The 14,567-nt window shown below is 64.7% G+C and carries 19 protein-coding genes; 7 read left to right on the top strand and 12 right to left on the bottom strand.

Features of this window, described 5'->3' with window-relative positions:
• The first annotated feature begins 60 nt into the window (after nucleotides 1–60).
• Nucleotides 61–1,074, top strand: a complete 1,014-nt coding sequence (locus E4S61_RS01560; RefSeq protein ID WP_135302145.1) for a DNA-methyltransferase — start codon at nucleotides 61–63, stop codon at nucleotides 1,072–1,074.
• A 36-nt stretch (nucleotides 1,075–1,110) separates the two neighbouring features.
• Entirely contained in the window at nucleotides 1,111–1,800 is a 690-nt protein-coding gene (locus tag E4S61_RS01555) for a type I 3-dehydroquinate dehydratase (RefSeq protein ID WP_135302144.1), read from the top strand.
• Between the two features lie 6 nt (nucleotides 1,801–1,806).
• Here the strand turns inward: E4S61_RS01555 and E4S61_RS01550 are convergent, their stop codons facing one another.
• The 3 genes from E4S61_RS01550 to E4S61_RS01540 all read right to left on the bottom strand — a co-directional run bounded on the left by E4S61_RS01550 (nucleotide 1,807) and on the right by E4S61_RS01540 (nucleotide 4,216).
• Nucleotides 1,807–2,754, bottom strand: coding sequence for a D-2-hydroxyacid dehydrogenase (locus E4S61_RS01550; RefSeq protein WP_135302143.1), 948 nt, complete (start codon nucleotides 2,752–2,754; stop codon nucleotides 1,807–1,809).
• A 44-nt stretch (nucleotides 2,755–2,798) separates the two neighbouring features.
• Complete coding sequence (locus E4S61_RS01545) at nucleotides 2,799–3,002, bottom strand: hypothetical protein (protein ID WP_135302142.1); 204 nt, start codon at nucleotides 3,000–3,002, stop codon at nucleotides 2,799–2,801.
• Between the two features lie 95 nt (nucleotides 3,003–3,097).
• Complete coding sequence (locus E4S61_RS01540) at nucleotides 3,098–4,216, bottom strand: baeRF10 domain-containing protein (RefSeq protein WP_209309430.1); 1,119 nt, start codon at nucleotides 4,214–4,216, stop codon at nucleotides 3,098–3,100.
• A gap of 181 nt (nucleotides 4,217–4,397) precedes the next feature.
• Here E4S61_RS01540 and E4S61_RS01535 point away from each other — a divergent pair, with 181 nt between their 5' ends.
• Together E4S61_RS01535 and E4S61_RS01530 are read left to right on the top strand one after the other, a co-directional pair.
• The gene (locus tag E4S61_RS01535) at nucleotides 4,398–4,772 is read left to right on the top strand and encodes a cupin domain-containing protein (protein ID WP_135302141.1); all 375 of its coding nucleotides are present in this window, start codon (nucleotides 4,398–4,400) and stop codon (nucleotides 4,770–4,772) included.
• Entirely contained in the window at nucleotides 4,769–5,383 is a 615-nt protein-coding gene (locus E4S61_RS01530) for a hypothetical protein (RefSeq protein WP_135302140.1), read from the top strand. Before E4S61_RS01535 ends, E4S61_RS01530 begins: the two co-directional genes overlap by 4 nt.
• A gap of 111 nt (nucleotides 5,384–5,494) precedes the next feature.
• Here E4S61_RS01530 and E4S61_RS01525 read toward each other — a convergent pair whose 3' ends face one another.
• The 6 genes from E4S61_RS01525 to E4S61_RS01500 form a co-directional block, all read right to left on the bottom strand.
• Complete coding sequence (locus E4S61_RS01525) at nucleotides 5,495–7,324, bottom strand: carbon starvation CstA family protein (protein WP_135302139.1); 1,830 nt, start codon at nucleotides 7,322–7,324, stop codon at nucleotides 5,495–5,497.
• 131 nt (nucleotides 7,325–7,455) lie between these two features.
• Entirely contained in the window at nucleotides 7,456–8,427 is a 972-nt protein-coding gene (locus tag E4S61_RS01520) for an ArsA family ATPase (protein ID WP_135302138.1), read from the bottom strand.
• Between the two features lies 1 nt (nucleotide 8,428).
• A complete protein-coding gene (locus tag E4S61_RS01515; RefSeq protein ID WP_135302137.1) occupies nucleotides 8,429–8,725 on the bottom strand; it encodes a hypothetical protein in 297 nt (98 codons plus the stop codon).
• A gap of 43 nt (nucleotides 8,726–8,768) precedes the next feature.
• Nucleotides 8,769–8,993 (bottom strand): hypothetical protein, encoded by a 225-nt coding sequence (locus E4S61_RS01510; RefSeq protein WP_135302136.1) that lies wholly within the window; start codon nucleotides 8,991–8,993, stop codon nucleotides 8,769–8,771.
• A gap of 106 nt (nucleotides 8,994–9,099) precedes the next feature.
• A complete protein-coding gene (locus tag E4S61_RS01505) occupies nucleotides 9,100–9,537 on the bottom strand; it encodes an SRPBCC family protein (RefSeq protein ID WP_245180534.1) in 438 nt (145 codons plus the stop codon).
• Between the two features lie 38 nt (nucleotides 9,538–9,575).
• Complete coding sequence (locus E4S61_RS01500; RefSeq protein ID WP_135302135.1) at nucleotides 9,576–9,899, bottom strand: hypothetical protein; 324 nt, start codon at nucleotides 9,897–9,899, stop codon at nucleotides 9,576–9,578.
• A gap of 100 nt (nucleotides 9,900–9,999) precedes the next feature.
• Between E4S61_RS01500 and E4S61_RS01495 the strand changes: the two genes are divergently transcribed.
• Nucleotides 10,000–10,185, top strand: coding sequence for a hypothetical protein (locus E4S61_RS01495; protein ID WP_135302134.1), 186 nt, complete (start codon nucleotides 10,000–10,002; stop codon nucleotides 10,183–10,185).
• A gap of 21 nt (nucleotides 10,186–10,206) precedes the next feature.
• Here the strand turns inward: E4S61_RS01495 and E4S61_RS01490 are convergent, their stop codons facing one another.
• Nucleotides 10,207–10,548 carry a cupin domain-containing protein gene (locus E4S61_RS01490; RefSeq protein ID WP_135302133.1) on the bottom strand — a complete coding sequence of 114 codons (342 nt, stop codon included), beginning with the start codon at nucleotides 10,546–10,548 and terminating at the stop codon, nucleotides 10,207–10,209.
• A 115-nt stretch (nucleotides 10,549–10,663) separates the two neighbouring features.
• Here E4S61_RS01490 and E4S61_RS01485 point away from each other — a divergent pair, with 115 nt between their 5' ends.
• Nucleotides 10,664–11,098 carry a zinc ribbon domain-containing protein gene (locus tag E4S61_RS01485; protein WP_135302132.1) on the top strand — a complete coding sequence of 145 codons (435 nt, stop codon included), beginning with the start codon at nucleotides 10,664–10,666 and terminating at the stop codon, nucleotides 11,096–11,098.
• A 22-nt stretch (nucleotides 11,099–11,120) separates the two neighbouring features.
• Here E4S61_RS01485 and E4S61_RS01480 read toward each other — a convergent pair whose 3' ends face one another.
• On the bottom strand, nucleotides 11,121–12,287 hold the full coding sequence (locus tag E4S61_RS01480) for a 3-dehydroquinate synthase II (RefSeq protein WP_135302131.1): 1,167 nt from the start codon (nucleotides 12,285–12,287) through the stop codon (nucleotides 11,121–11,123).
• A gap of 158 nt (nucleotides 12,288–12,445) precedes the next feature.
• On the opposite strand from E4S61_RS01480, the gene minD reads away from it, so the two are divergent.
• A complete protein-coding gene (minD, locus tag E4S61_RS01475) occupies nucleotides 12,446–13,762 on the top strand; it encodes a cell division ATPase MinD (protein ID WP_135303253.1) in 1,317 nt (438 codons plus the stop codon).
• On the opposite strand, the gene E4S61_RS01470 is transcribed toward minD, so the two are convergent.
• Entirely contained in the window at nucleotides 13,759–14,562 is an 804-nt protein-coding gene (locus E4S61_RS01470; RefSeq protein ID WP_135302130.1) for a 2-amino-3,7-dideoxy-D-threo-hept-6-ulosonate synthase, read from the bottom strand. The two genes, minD and E4S61_RS01470, sit on opposite strands and share 4 nt — an antisense overlap.
• Between the last annotated feature and the right edge of the window lie 5 nt (nucleotides 14,563–14,567).

Below are 14,567 nucleotides of genomic sequence, written 5' to 3'. Positions count from 1 at the left end.
TCGGTCTCCAACGAGACGGAACCAAAACACACCTAACCGGCTCACTGCTACCGCCATCACATGGAGACGACACACCGGGTAGTCACCGGGGACGCCCGCGAGTTGCCCCTCGAAGACGACAGCGTCGAACTCGTCGTCACCTCGCCGCCGTACCCGATGATCGAGATGTGGGACGATATCTTCGCGGCGCTCGATCCCACCATCGGGGACGCGCTGGACGACGGTGACGGCGACAGGGCCTTCGAGTTGATGCACGACGTGCTCGATACGGTGTGGGCCGAACTCGAACGCGTCCTCGTCCCGGGCGGCATCGCCTGTATCAACGTCGGTGACGCCACCCGTTCGCTCGCCGACGGCTTTCGCTCGTACCCGAACCACGCCGAGATAACCGATCGGCTGACCGACCGCGGTCTGCGGGCGCTGCCGGACATCCTCTGGCGGAAGCCGACCAACAGCGGCGCGAAGTTCATGGGGTCGGGGATGGTGCCGCCCAACGCCTACCCGACGCTCGAACACGAGCACATCCTCGTCTTTCGCAACGGCGAGCGCCGCCGTCTGGAACCCGGCGCGGACCGCCGCTATCAGAGCGCGTACTTCTGGGAGGAGCGAAACGAGTGGTTCTCGGACCTCTGGGAACTCCCCGGCGAGAGCCAGACGCTCGACGACGGCCTGCGAAATCGCTCGGGTGCGTTCCCGCTGACCGTTCCCCATCGCCTCATCTCGATGTTCTCGGTGTACGACGACACCGTTCTCGACCCCTTCCTCGGCACCGGCACGACGACGCTCGCCGCGATGGTCGACGCCCGCAACTCCGTCGGCGTCGAACGAGACCCGGACCTCGTGGCGGCGCTGAACGACCACGTGGCCGATGTAACGGACCGCTCCGAGCAGCTAGCCCGCGAGCGACTCGCCGCCCACCGCGAGTGGGCCGCCGAAAACGACCCGAACTACGACGCCGAGCACTACGACTTCGAAGTCAACACCAAACAGGAGCGCCGCGTCCGCCTCTACGCCGTCGAGCACGTCGAGCGGACCGACGACGGCTATCGCGTCTCGCACGCGCCCGTCGAGTAGAGGGACGTTTTTGTGCCGCTCGGTCGAAGCACCGACATGGACTTCACTTCGTTCACGCTGCTCGCGGCCGGGTCGGACCTCGCCATCGAACCGGCTGCCCGTGAGGACGCCGACGGCGTCGAGTTGCGGATGGACTTCGCGGACGCGCCGCTCTCCCAGCTCGAGGCCTACGACGGCGACCTCCCGCTTCTCGTGACCAACCGCGCCGAGTGGGAGGGCGGCGAGGCCGCCGACACCGCGGAACGCCTCGACGCGCTCGAACGAGCCGTCGAGTACGACGCCGTGACCGCCGTCGACCTCGAACTCGCTGCACTGGACGGTGCGGGCGACCACGACGCTGGCCGGGTCGCCGAGCACGCTCGGGACCACGGCGCGTCGGTGGTCGTCTCGACGCACGACTTCGAGGCGACGCCCGACCGGGACGCCATCGCCGACCGACTGGAAGAAGCGTGTACCTACGGCGACGTGGGAAAGATGGCCTCGACCGCCCACTCGCCCGACGACGTGCTGGCGATGCTCGGTGCGACCCGCGAACTCTCGGCCGCCGGCGAGCGGGTGGCGACGATGTGTATGGGCGAGGCCGGGCGACACTCCCGGGCCGTCGCGCCGCTGTACGGCTCTCGCATCGGCTACGCACCGGTCGACCCCGCCGAGGCGACCGCGCCGGGCCAGTACGACCTCGCGACGCTCCGGTCGCTTGTCGAGCAGCTGTCGAGCGAGTCCTGACTCGATTTACTGTGCGAGGTTTCGAAGGTCCTCGCCGGAGTCGAGTCGCTCGACGTTCTCGGCGACGATGTCGGCCATTCGCTCCCAGTACTTCGGCGTGTGGCCGGCGTTGTGCGGCGTGACCAGACAGTTGTCGAGATTCCACAGCGGGTGACCGTCCGGAAGCGGTTCCGGGTCGGTCACGTCCAGCGCTGCCCCGCGGAGGTTGTTGGTCTTCAGCGCCGAGACCAGCGCGTCCGTCACGACGACTTCGCCGCGGGCGATGTTGACGAGGACGCTGTCGGGGTCGAGTAAGTCGAAGGCCGACTCGTCGACGAGTCCCTCAGTCTTCTCGGTCAGCGGACAGGCCAACACGAGATAGTCGGTTTCCGGAAGCCGTTCCTCGAACTCGTCGAAGCCGATAATCTCGTCTGCGGGGCCGCCCTTCGAGGGGCTGTTTCGGACGCCGATGGTGTCGACGCCGAAGGGATCGAGTCGGTCGAGGATAGCGCTCCCGATGGCACCGGTGCCGACGACGGTGACCGTCGCGCCTTGCAGTTCGTCGGCGCGGTAGTGACTCCACGTCCCGTCGCGGCTCTGGTCCCAGCCCCGGTCGAGGTGGCGGGCAAAGGAGAGGACGTATGCCATCACCTGCTCGGCGGCGGGGGGACCGTGAACGCCCGAGGCATTGGTGACGCGGACGTCGTTGGCCGCGAAGGCGTCGGTCGGCAAGTGGTCCGTGCCGGCGAAGGTGCAGGCGAACAGTTCGAGGTCGTCGGCTGACTTGACCCGCTCTGCGTCGATTTCGAACCCCGTGACGATCCGTGATTGGGCCACGAGTTCGTGGTACTCGCTTGGTTTCGACGCGAGTTCGACCCGTTTATCGGGAAGCCGATTCGCGAGAACCGATTGATACTCCCGAGGCGACATCCCGTGGATGGGTTGATTCAACACGAGAACGTCGATCTCTGCCATTGCACTGTGGGTCGCCCACACGGGACAAAAAGCTAGCGCTGCTGCTATCGACCGTAGGTCAACCGCGTCGCCGCGTCGTCGAGGCGGTCCCTGAGACCCGCGAGCCACGCGGCAGGCGAGACGGCCCGCGCCTCGTCGTCGTCTACCTCGATGCGCGCCGCCCCGAACGGGTCCGACCCGTTCCCGTCTGTCGTGTCTACGACGGTGCTCATGCTACACCGACCGCAGGACTCGGTCTCTTTGCTCATATTCTACCGTGATAGTTCGTCGTCCTGCCGAATAAACGTTGGCTCGCTGAACCGCGACGGGATACGAAAACGGTCGAGACGGAGGTTTCTCTCCGTTATGCGACCGGATAGCGGAGGATGGCCCCAACGCCCTCGAATCCCTCGTCGAACCGTTCGCCGCGGTCGTATCCGGTCGGGACGGTGACGGTGTCGGCTCCGGTCTCTGAGGCCTGCTTCGAGAGTTCCTGTGCCTCGGCCGGGTCGAGAGAGTCAGAGACCAGCAGCGTCTCGACGGCTCCCTCTTCGAGCGCGTCCTCGGTGTCGTCCGGACCGTAGACGGCCTCGTCGCCCTCGTCCAGTTCATTGAAGAACTCCGCTACCGTATCGCGGGCGTCGGTTACGTCGAGTGCCTCCGCGTTCTCTGCGGCGTCGACCAGTTCTCGAAGCCCCTGTTCGGAGGCATAGGACACCTCGAACGGGCCGACGACCCGGTCTTCGAGACGATCCGGAAGATGGTCGCCGTCGTGGAACCGTTCGGCCATGACTTCGCTCCCGCCGACGACCAGCTGGTCGATGTCGGGGTCGGGCGTCTCACCGGCGACATCCGCACCCGGGAGGAACACCCGCTGGGCGGCATCGCCGACCGCATCGAAGAACTCGTCGGCGCGTTCGTCGCTACGGTCCTGGAAGCGGTCTTCGGAGCGGCCCGTCGCCGCTTGTTTGCTCGGGACTTCGCTCTCTATCTCGTCGACGAGTTCGACCGACTCGGCGTCGTATCGACCGAAGACGGCCGACTCTCGCGCGACGACGAGTAGTCCGTGCGTGTCGGCGTCGGCCGCCTCGGTGACCGTCGCATCCAGCGGCGATGCGTCGAACTCGTTCGAGCGCTCGTACACTGACTCCGTCACCGACTCGGGAGGGTCGTCGAAGACGAAGGTCTGCAGGTCGCCGTCGATGACGCCAGCGTAGACGACGAGGCCGTTAGTCGGCGTCTCGTCGTAGTCGTTGAGGATTTGTTTGACCTCATCTAAGGCCTCGCGGACGTGGGTCTGTGTCGTCTCGTCGGTGTCGAGGTAGGACGCTTCCGCGTGGTCTTCCGCTACCTGTTCCAGCGTCTCGCCGAGCGACCCAGTCGCGGGGATGGCGACCGATAGGAGTCGGTCTGTGTCCGCCGAGGCTGTCTCGACTGTCTCGATTCGGCTCCGTAGGTCGTCTGCATAGGTGCTCTCAGTCATCAGATTCGGTATCGAACTTCGTTGGTCGGGCGGCCCTGTGCGGCTACACGGCACGCCGCGAAACGTCGCGGTCGTATCGTTTCGATAGCCGCGCCTTTCGGGTAAGAACGGTGCTTGCAAACGCAAACGGTCCGCGCGTTCGGGACCGAAGTTTTAGAGGGCGGACCGTCAGTATAGTGGTATGGGATATCATCACATCTCGGTCGGGGACGTTTCGCCGACACCTGACCGGCCGAGCACACAGCGATCCATCGACGCCGCCGCCTCGCTCGAACGACTGGGAGCGAACGTCTACGAGGCCGACCCCGGTGAACCGCTCCCGTTGGCCTATCACGTTCACGACGAGCAAGAAGAAGTGTTCTACGTGCTCTCGGGAACGCTCCACGTCGAGACGCCCGAGCGGACCTACGAGGTCGAGGCTGACGAGGTGTTCGTCGTCGAACCCGGCAGCCCACAGCGGGCGTACAACCCCGAATCGGCTACAGAGCCAGTCCGCGTGTTCGCCGTCGGCGCACCCGCCGGCGACGACGTCCACGCCTACGACCCGGAACCATGAGCGACCGAGACGCCACAGAGCGCGCGGTCGAGTCAGCCGAGCCGCCCGAGCAGGAGCTGCCCACGTGGGAAGACGGCTTCCTTCAACGGGTCGCTAACCGCCTCCAGTACAACTACGATCTCGAACGGGACTACGCGGCCGACGGCGAGCGCTTCGACCTGTACGGTCGCCTCTACGTGGAGAGCCAGAAACAGTTCCTCCATCGCTCCATCAACTGGGCGAACTACGAGACCAGCGAACACCTCTTCGCTCGCCGAGCCGACGGCGTCTCTACCGCCGACCTCGACGCGCTGGTGGCGCTGGGCCACGACCTCGCCGAGGCGTGGATAGACGCCGACGAAGAACATCAGGGGACGGAGTTCACGTTCGTCCTCGTCGTCCCCTCGATCCCGGACGAGGTCCACTCGTACGTTTCGGGGTTCCGCGACCGGACATTGCTGAAGTACGGCTACTACGGAAGCTACGAGGTGAACCTCGCCGTCGTCGCCCCAGACCAAGAGGACGCAGTTGGGAGTTCGGAGGCCGACGTGACCGCGGCGTTCGAACTGTGGCGCGACCTCGACGCCGAACCGACGGGGCTGCTCGGTCGCCTCCGCGCGTTGCTTGGGTGAGCGCGTTCGTCGTCGGATGACCTCGAAGGTGCTATCGAAGTCGAGCGTTCGCTGCCGTTAGCAACCACCGAAAGCACGAAAAATGCGAAAGAGGGCTCGTCGCGTCGCCGTTCAGTCGTCGGCCGGGGCCGCACCAGGACGTTCGCGCACCGACCGGATGTTCTTGTAGCCAATCCAGACCAGTGAGAGCGCCAGTCCAACAAGTACCAGCGCGATGATGATCTGTGCCGCGACGGAGATCCGAGCGACGATACCCGCTTCCGGCGCGAAGCCGCCCTGGACGAACTGCTGGTAGAAGTTCTGATAGAGCGCGAGATACAGCAGCGCGATGACGGTGATGAGCGTCATTAGCGCCATCGGGACGCCGGTGCTGATGAGTTGCTTGTCGTCGTCCCAGTTGGCCAGCCACACCGTCGCGGTCAGCAGCGCCAGCGCGGCCAGTAGCTGGTTCGCGCCGCCGAACAGGGGCCAGAGGCTCGCCCACGACCCGCTGGCGACCAGCGCGTACGCGATGAGGCACTGGATGGCGGCGTTGGCGTAGCGGTTGGTCCCGACCTCCTGCATCTGTCGCATGTAGACGGTGTCGGCATCGGGCGTGCCGACGATTTCCTCGGCCATGTAGCGACCGAGGCGAACCGCCGTGTCAGTCGACGTCAGCAGGAAGCTCACGAGGACGAGCGCCATGAACACCGCGCCGACCTCCAGCGGGATGCCGAAACTCGACAGCATTACCGCGCCGCCGCTGGCGAAGTTCGGCAGCGCGCGGCCGATACCGCCACCGGCCGTCACGCCCGCGATGGCGACCGTGCCGAGCGCCACCGTCGCCAGCAGCCCTTCACCGAGCATGCCGCCGTAGCCGATGGGGCGGGCATCAGACTCCTTGTTGAGTTGCTTCGCCGTGGTGCCCGAGGAGACCAGCGAGTGGAAGCCACTGATGGTCCCGCAAGCGATGGTCACGAACAACAGCGGGAACAGCGGCAGCCCCGCGGTCCCCATGAAGCCGTAGTACGGTTCGAGTTCGATGACCAGCGGTTGCGACGACGTGCTTAACAGCGTGCCGACGACGACCGCCACCAACGCCCCGCCGACCCCCGCGTACAGGAGGAACGACGAGAGGAAGTCACGTGGCTGGAGCAACATCCACACCGGCAGCACCGACGCGATGGCGGCGTACAGCAGGATGACCGGAATCCAGCCGGCGGTGTTGGCTCCGAGCGTGCCCGCCGCGGGCACCAGCGAGGCCAGTCCTGAGCCGAACAAGACGATGGTCTCGGACGCGTACGACGAGCCTTCCGCGGCCGGGAACAGCGCGATGGGGAAGTTGAGACCGACCCAGACGCCGCCAAACACCGCGGCGACGAACACCGCCGTCCCCGGGATGAATGGAAGGTCAAGTTGGTAGAGGTACACGCCGAAGATCAGTGCTAGCGCGATGTAGACGAAACTCGCCGTCGCCGCTTGCGGGTAGGCGTTGAACACGATGGCGACGACGAGTGCGAACACCGCCACGACGAGGATAATCGTCAGGAATGCGAACCACAGCAGCATCTTCTTCCCCCGTTCGCCGACGTACTCGCCGATGATGTAGCCGATGGACTTCCCCTCGTGTCGAAGACTGCCCGACAGCGAGACGAAGTCGTGGACGCTTCCCATCAGTGGGTTCCCGATGGCGATCCACAGCAGGGCCGGCACCCACCCCCAGACCACGCCGGCGGTGATGGGCCCGACGATGGGCGCACCCCCGGCGATGCTGGAGTAGTGGTGGCCCAGCAACACGGGTTTCTTCGAGGGGACGTACTCCTGTCCGTCCTCGTACTTATGAGCCGGTGTCGTATTCGAATCGTCCAATTCGACGAACTGTGCGAGATACCTCGAATAGCCGAGGTACCCGATGCTGAACGTGAGCATTGTCGCGGCGACGAGCCAGATAACTTGTACCATGATAGTCACCCTCATCCATATCTGTGTCCAAAAAGTATTTAATAATTGTGGACATTTCGGACACTTCACTGACGTTCGAGACCTAGCAGCGGCTACGCCGTGCCGGGGTTCGATACTGGCTGACGCCTTCCTCAGAGCCCCGCCGGGGACGCCTCGACGTCGATGTCCAGTTCGTCGGTGACCTCCGCTAAGAGACTCCCCTTTACCTCTGAGACCCGTTGCTCGATGACGGCGAGGACCGGTTGCTCGAACTCCTCGTGGATGCGGTCGAGTCGCGCCCGCTCGGTGCGATGGCGCTCCCGGAGATACGTAGCACCCGTCCCCGTTTCGTCGTCGTCCGGGGCCGGCGCGATTTTGTTGACGACCAGTCCGCCGATGGTCAGTCCCGCGTCGGTCAGGTCAGAGATGGCGCGGTGAGACTCCTCGATGGAGAGTTCGTCGGGATTCAACACGAGATAGAACACGGCGTCTTCGCGGAGCGTCCGTCCGGCGAACTCGAAATTCTCCTTGCGCTCGGTGAGTCGATGGATGATGGGGTCGTCTTGCAGTCTCTCTCTCGCCTCCTTGTCGCCGATAGCCGCCTTCTCGAAGAGGTCGACGCTCTCCTGTCGCTTGGCCGTGAGTCGCTCTATCCACGATTCGAGGAACTCCGGCAGGGCAAGCAACCGCAACGTCCCGCCAGTCGGCGACGTATCGAAGATGACGCGGTCGTACTCGTCGCTCTCGCGCATCACGTCGATGAAGCGGTCGAACAGCGCCGCCTCGTAGGCTCCCGGCGTCCGGTGGGCGAGTTCTATCTGCCGGTCGATCTCGTTGACGATGGCCGGACTCACCTGGTCGGTCATCGAGCGCTTTATTTCCTGCATGTGCCGTTCGACCTCCTCCTCCGGGTCGAGTTCCATCGCCCAGAGGTTCTCGTAGCCCTCGACGGTCGTCGGGTCGTCGTCGAACTGCTGGTCGAACACGTCCGAGGTGCTGTGTGCCGGGTCCGTCGAGACGAGCAGCGTCTGCAGGCCGTCACGGGCGCACTTCAGGCCGTACGCGCTCGATACCGTGGTCTTGCCGACCCCGCCTTTCCCCCCGAAGAAGACGAACTTATTCATGTTAGAAGTGATACTGTTGGCCCTTTCGTTCGATGAGCGACTGTCGGTCCCACATCCGCCGCTCCCACTGGACGAACTCCTCGGAGAGGTACGGGAGCAGTTCCGCCGTGTAGTACGAGATCGGACTCGGAATCCCGAAGGCGTCGGCGAAGCAGGCGAACATGAACACGTCGGCTGTGTCCTCCGCTTCCTTCTCTATCTTCTCGACGGACGGGTGTTCTATCATCCCGTGATAGAGGCCGTGCAACCACTCTTCGAGTGTATCGAGATACGCGTCGATTCGGTCGGCCGCTGTCATGTGTGGTGATAACAGGCGTCGGTGATATACGTGTTCTGGCGAGTCAGCACGCACAGCCGGTGGAGATCGCCGCCCGTTCGAACCGCATTTCCTCGTCGCAGTTGGGACAGTTCGGTGGCTCTGTGCCGGTCACGTCGACGTCTCTGATTCGCTCGCTGCAGTCATCACACCAGTACGCCCCCGTCGACGTCTCTCCGGCGCTGTCGCCTCGATCAGCCGACTGCGTCGAGGCCCGCAGTATCTCCTCGACTGCACTCAAAATACCCATGTGTCACCATTTCGTCCAAAAAGACATAAACGTTCGTGGGGATTTGTACGGCCCGCACATATCCGACGGAGTATCCCGGGCAGCGTCGATACAGAACGACAGCGCGCTATCGATATTCGTCGGCGAGCCGGTCGAGCAGCCGGTCGAGTTCGCCGCCTCGCTTCCACGCGGCGATGCGGTCCGTCAGTGACGAAAGCGGGAGGCCGAGACCGACTGCGGACCGCACCGCCACCTCGCTACCGTGGTCTTTCGACTGGTACGTCAGCGTCGTCTCCATCGACTCGAAGGGGCCCTGCTCACCGATCTGTCGGTAGTAGAGAGCATCCCCGCGCTCTTCGAAGACGAAGACTGCTTCCACACCGCCGCCGCGGGCCGTGACTCGCTGGCCAGCGTCGCTCTCCTCGCTCTCGACGACGCTGAAGGTCCCCTCGTGGTCGAGAACGGTCGCCGGAGACAGCGAGCGAGCGAGTTCGGCGGGCGTCGCCGCCACGAACCGCGTGCGTTCCACCTCGCGCATGGACCCGCAGTCGCTCTCCTCGGGCATAGTTCCACGGGCTTCCGGCGACAGAGCGCGGCGGCCAATCACAGGCCGCCGGCGACGAGCGGGAGCGCGAGCGCGACGACGAAGAAAAAGCCGACGACCATGCCGTACAGTAGTCTCCCCAGCCGGACGTCGGCCGGAATCTCGCTGCGCAGTTCGGGCCGCGCAGTCCAGACGTAGCGGTGGTAGGCCACGGCTGCCGTCCCCAGCGCGACGAGGCCAGCAATCGATAGCGAAAACGGAAGCGACGCACCGAACTCCATGACGTAAATCGGGCCGAAAGAGAAGCTTACCGCGACGCCCAGTCCGCTGACGACCAGAAAGGGGACGGGGTCGACGGGCGTTCCGTTACGATTCCGTATCATCGTCTGTCAATCTATCTGAACGATATATCAAGGCTCTCATTCGCGCCGATACTGCGTGTCCTCCCCATACGTATATGAACGTGGACACGACAGTAGCGCCATGGCCGGGAACGGCGACGGAGACATCCGGGTCTTGCTGGTGCTCGACTTGCTACTATCGCTCGCGTTCAGTACCGTTCTCGTCTGGGGGTTGAGCTTCTTCGAGTTGGCCGCGTTCACGATTCGGACTGTCCTCCTCACGGCGCTGTTTCTCGCCGTCCTGACCTATCTCCTCGTATTGCGGTGACGGGGTCTCTCGACCGCGTCGCTACTCCAGCCAATCGGGATTCGGCCGCGGCGGACTGAATACGTCGATGGCCAGCAGCGCCTCGTCGCCGCGGTTCTCGGCGGCGTGAACTTCGTGGCTCTCCAGCCGATAGGACTCGCCAGGCTCGACAGTCACCGTCTCGCCGCCGTCGAGGACGAAGGTCTGCGCTCCCTGATAGACGAATCCCACTTGCTCGTGGTGGTGGCTGTGCTCGGGGACGCGCCCGCCCGGTTCGATGCGGAGATGCTGGATACTCATCTCCGCGCCCGCCGCCAGTTGCGTGAGGAAGACGCCCGGTTCGACTTCGACGGTCTCCGATCGGTCGTCTGGAACCACGTCCATAGACGGAACTGGTAGCGAGCGGTGAAAACGGTACCTCCGGTCGAAGGCAGCCGATTCGGGCCAGTTCCTCACTGGTTCGGAAGATATAGGAGCGTGGGCCTCTGATTCGGGGAGTATGGCTGAGACCGGGCGAAAGCGGCCGTGGCTCGCCGCCGTACTCGCCTTTCTCTACCCCGGGCTGGGACACGTTTACCTCCGGGAGTGGTTACGCGCAGTTCTCTGGTTCGGCCTCGTCTACACCACGACAACCCTGCTCATCGACGGGAACGCGATGGCTCCGCTACAGAACGGGTTTACCTTCGAGAATCTACTGGCGGCCGCCCAGAACGTCCCGCTCGAAGCCTCGGTCGCCGTGTTGGCCATCACCGCTCTGAACATGGTCGACGCCTACTGGATGGCGACTCGCGGGAACGTGACCACTGAGGTCCTCGAAGGCACGAAATGCCCCAGCTGCGGAAAGGAACTCGACGACGACATCGAATTCTGTCACTGGTGTACGACCGAACTCGACCAGTACCGGACCGAGGCGGACGCCGAAGCCGAGCAGTAGAGAAAAACACCGCCCGATTCGATTACTTCTCGATGATGCTCTCTTCGATCTTCTCGCCGAAGTGTGTCGCCGTGTCTTCGTGGTAGACGAGGAGCTCGTCGCCTGGTTCGAGGTCCGTGACGGCAGTACGGCCGTCGCGCGTGTGGACCTTGATGGTCTCTGCGTTCTGTAACAGCGTCTCGATACGGTCGCCCTCCTCGGTCTCGGCCTGCACGCGGAACATCGGCCGTTTCTCTATCTTCGCGCGGCCGACGATGGCCTCGCGGGTGCGACCGCTCGAATCGACGACCTGAACCTCGTCGCCGGACTGAAGCTCCGAGAGGTACTTCGTCCCGCCGTCGGGCGTGCGGACGTAGGCGTGGACGGCCCCGGCGTTGACTCGGAACGGCCGCGAGGCGACGTACGGCGACTCGGCCGTCTCGGCGTGAACGAAGAAGAGCCCGCGGGCCATCGACCCGACGAGCATCCCCTCGTCGTGTTCCATCAGGTTGCCCGTGTCGATACAGACCCGGTCTGCCGACCCCGTCTGCTCGATAGCGGTCACTTCGGCGTACTCCAACTCCAGTTGCTCACGGCCCATCTCGTCGCGCACGTCGACGGTCTTTCTGATTTCGTCGATGTCGTCGGTGTCGAGTAAGACGCCGTCGACGCCGTGTTCCAGCGTCTCGTAGGCCGTGCGGGCGTCCTCTGCGGAGGTGACGCCGGTGATGAGGTCCGTCTCGTCGCCGACGCGAGCGATGAGGTTTTCTAGCGGAATGATCTGCCAGTCCTCGCCGATGACGATGGTGAAGTCGGCTTCCGTCGCCACTTCCTCGGCGAAGGCCTCGTAGTCCTCGTTGAAGATACGGACGTAGCCACCCTCGGGGGCCGCGCCGTTCTGCCGGAGCGAGGAGAGGTCCGCAGAGCCGGAGAAATCAGAGGGGAGGTCGACGGTGCCGTCGCCTTCGCCGTCCTTGCCGACGATGGTCGCGTCGGCGTCGGACTCCTCGGCCTCGGCCTCCATGACGTGGACGTCGCCGTTCGTGAACGCGGCGACGTTGACCGAGCCGAGGTCTCTGACACGGTCTACGTCCGCTTCGTCGACCAGTACCCAGTCTACGCCCGCTTCGAGTCCGGCGGTGATGCGCCGCTTTCGCGCCTCCCAGTCGCCGACCTCGTCGTCGGCCTTGAGCCACACGCTTCGTGTCATAGAGCCACGTCCGCGACGGTGGGGCTTGAACGTGGCGGACTCAGCGCCGCGGCCTCACTCGGTTTTCAGCGTTGAAAACGTGGACGGTAGAGTTATCAGTTTCTTTGATAAATTAGCGCCATAACAGGACTCGGTCGGGAGTTAGGTAGTTGTCACGAATGGTCACGAATCACGTCTACACGGTCGCTGGTGCAAAGGGCGGCGTCGGGAAGACGACGACGAGTATCAACCTCGGGGCGTCGCTGGCGGAAGCCGGCTGTTCTACGGTCACAGTGGAACTGGACCTAGCGATGGCGAACCTCGTCGACTTCCTCGAAATGGACATCGACGTGCGGACGGCGACGACACTCCACGACGTCCTCGCCGGTGAGGCCGAGGTGAACTCCGCCGTCTACGAGACCGAAACGGGACTCTCCGTCGTCCCGAGCGGGACGGACCTCGACGGATACGCGGAGACGGACTTAGACCGACTGTCCGAGGTGGTCGAGACGCTCCGGTGGCACTACGACGTAGTGATACTCGATACCCCCGCGGGGCTGAGCGAGGAGACCGTTCGGCCGATGCAGTTGGCCGACGAGACGTTGCTCGTCTCGACGCCCCGAGTCGCCTCGATTCGGAACGTCCGAAACACGAAGGAACTGGCAGAGCGCGTCGACACCGACGTTCGCGGGCTCGTCCTGACGAAGTCCGGGACGGGTGCCTCACCCGGCGCGGATCGGATCTCGGAGTTCCTCGACGTGGAGTTGCTCGGCCACGTCCCCGAGGACGATGCCGTTCCCCACTCGCAGGACGCGGGCCGACCCGTCGTGGCGAACGCGCCCCAGAGTGGTGCCGCCGTCGCCTATCGGAAGATAGCCCGGCAACTCGTCGCGGAACCGACGGCGGCCAACCCGGAGGCGACGGCCGCGACGGCCGCGGCGGCGAGCCCCGAGACTGGCTTCGCTGACCGGTCGGACGCCGTCGGCGTGACCGACGTATCGACCGCAGACGGGCAGCATGGCGGGGGAGCGGTGTCCCCAGAGAAGTACGGGAGAGCGGTGACCGCCGATCTCGCTACGGAAGATAGTGACGACGGAGAGACCGACGACGACACGGCGACGACAGCGGAACCAGACGACTCCGTATTAGACGTGGGCTTGCTCGGCGACGAGTCGACAACTCACTCGCCGTCGGCCGATGACCGGCGCGTCGGTATGGATCCCAGCGGAGACGACAGAACTGCCGACGAAGAGGGCGCGGCGGCCGACGATGCCCGCGATGCCGTCACCACCGAATCCGGCGACCAGTCCGGTTCACAGACGGAGAGTGGCGACGATTCGGCGGTGACATCCGAGACAGCACCGACGACTCGGTCCGAGAGCAGTGTCGAGGACCCGGGCAGCGACGACGCTGAACCAGTGGAAGACACCTCGAAAACGGCAGACAACGACACTACCTCGATCGGGTCACAGATACGGTCGCTGTTCGGCTTCTAAGCTTCGACGGCCAGTCCGGCGTCCCGGAGCGCGTCGGCCGCCTCACTGTCGTCGTGGACGACGCTGGCGACAGCCCGGGTTATCTTCTCGGGGTCCTCGTGCTGGAACACCGACCGACCCATCGAGACGCCGGCGGCACCGGCGTCCATCGCGCCGCGAACCATCTCCAAGGTCTCCTCGTCCGTGCCACGCGAGCCGCCAGCGATGACCACCGGCAGCGACGTGGACTCGACGACGTGCTGGAACGTCTCTGCGTCACCGGTGTAGGCAGTCTTGACGACGTCAGCGCCGAGCTCCTCGCCGAGGCGGACGGCGTGGCCGACCGCCTGGTTGAAGTCCTCGGCCTCGGGGTCGATCTCCGGCCCGCGAGCGTAGGTCATCGCTAGCACCGGCAGTCCGTAGCGTTCGGCCTCGCCGGTCAGCTCGGCGAGCCCGGCGATCTGTTCGCGTTCGTACTCGCTGCCGACGTTGATGTGGAACGAGACGGCGTCGGCCCCGGCGCGGATGGCGTCCTCGACGGTGCCGGTACGGCGCTTGTCGTCCTCGTCGGGGCCGATGTTAGTCGAGCCGTTGAGATGGGCGATGTAGCCCGCGTCGTTCTTGTTCGGATGGACGCGGCCAGCGATGCCGCGTTGCGTGAGAATGGAGTCGGCTCCGCCCCGCGTGATCGCGTCGATCGTCGATTCGATGTCTTTGAGTCCCGTTACGGCTCCCATCGTGATACCGTGGTCCATCGGAACGACGACGTAGCGGTCGTCTGTCCCGATGCGGTCCAGTCGTGTTCGTTTCCCTGCGTTCATGTTAT

The organism is Haloarcula amylovorans (assembly GCF_004681185.1).
GTDB classification, from domain to species: domain Archaea; phylum Halobacteriota; class Halobacteria; order Halobacteriales; family Haloarculaceae; genus Haloarcula; species Haloarcula amylovorans.
The sequence above is the reverse complement of the archived record's forward strand: the minus strand, read 5'-3'. Positions and strand labels throughout refer to the sequence as shown.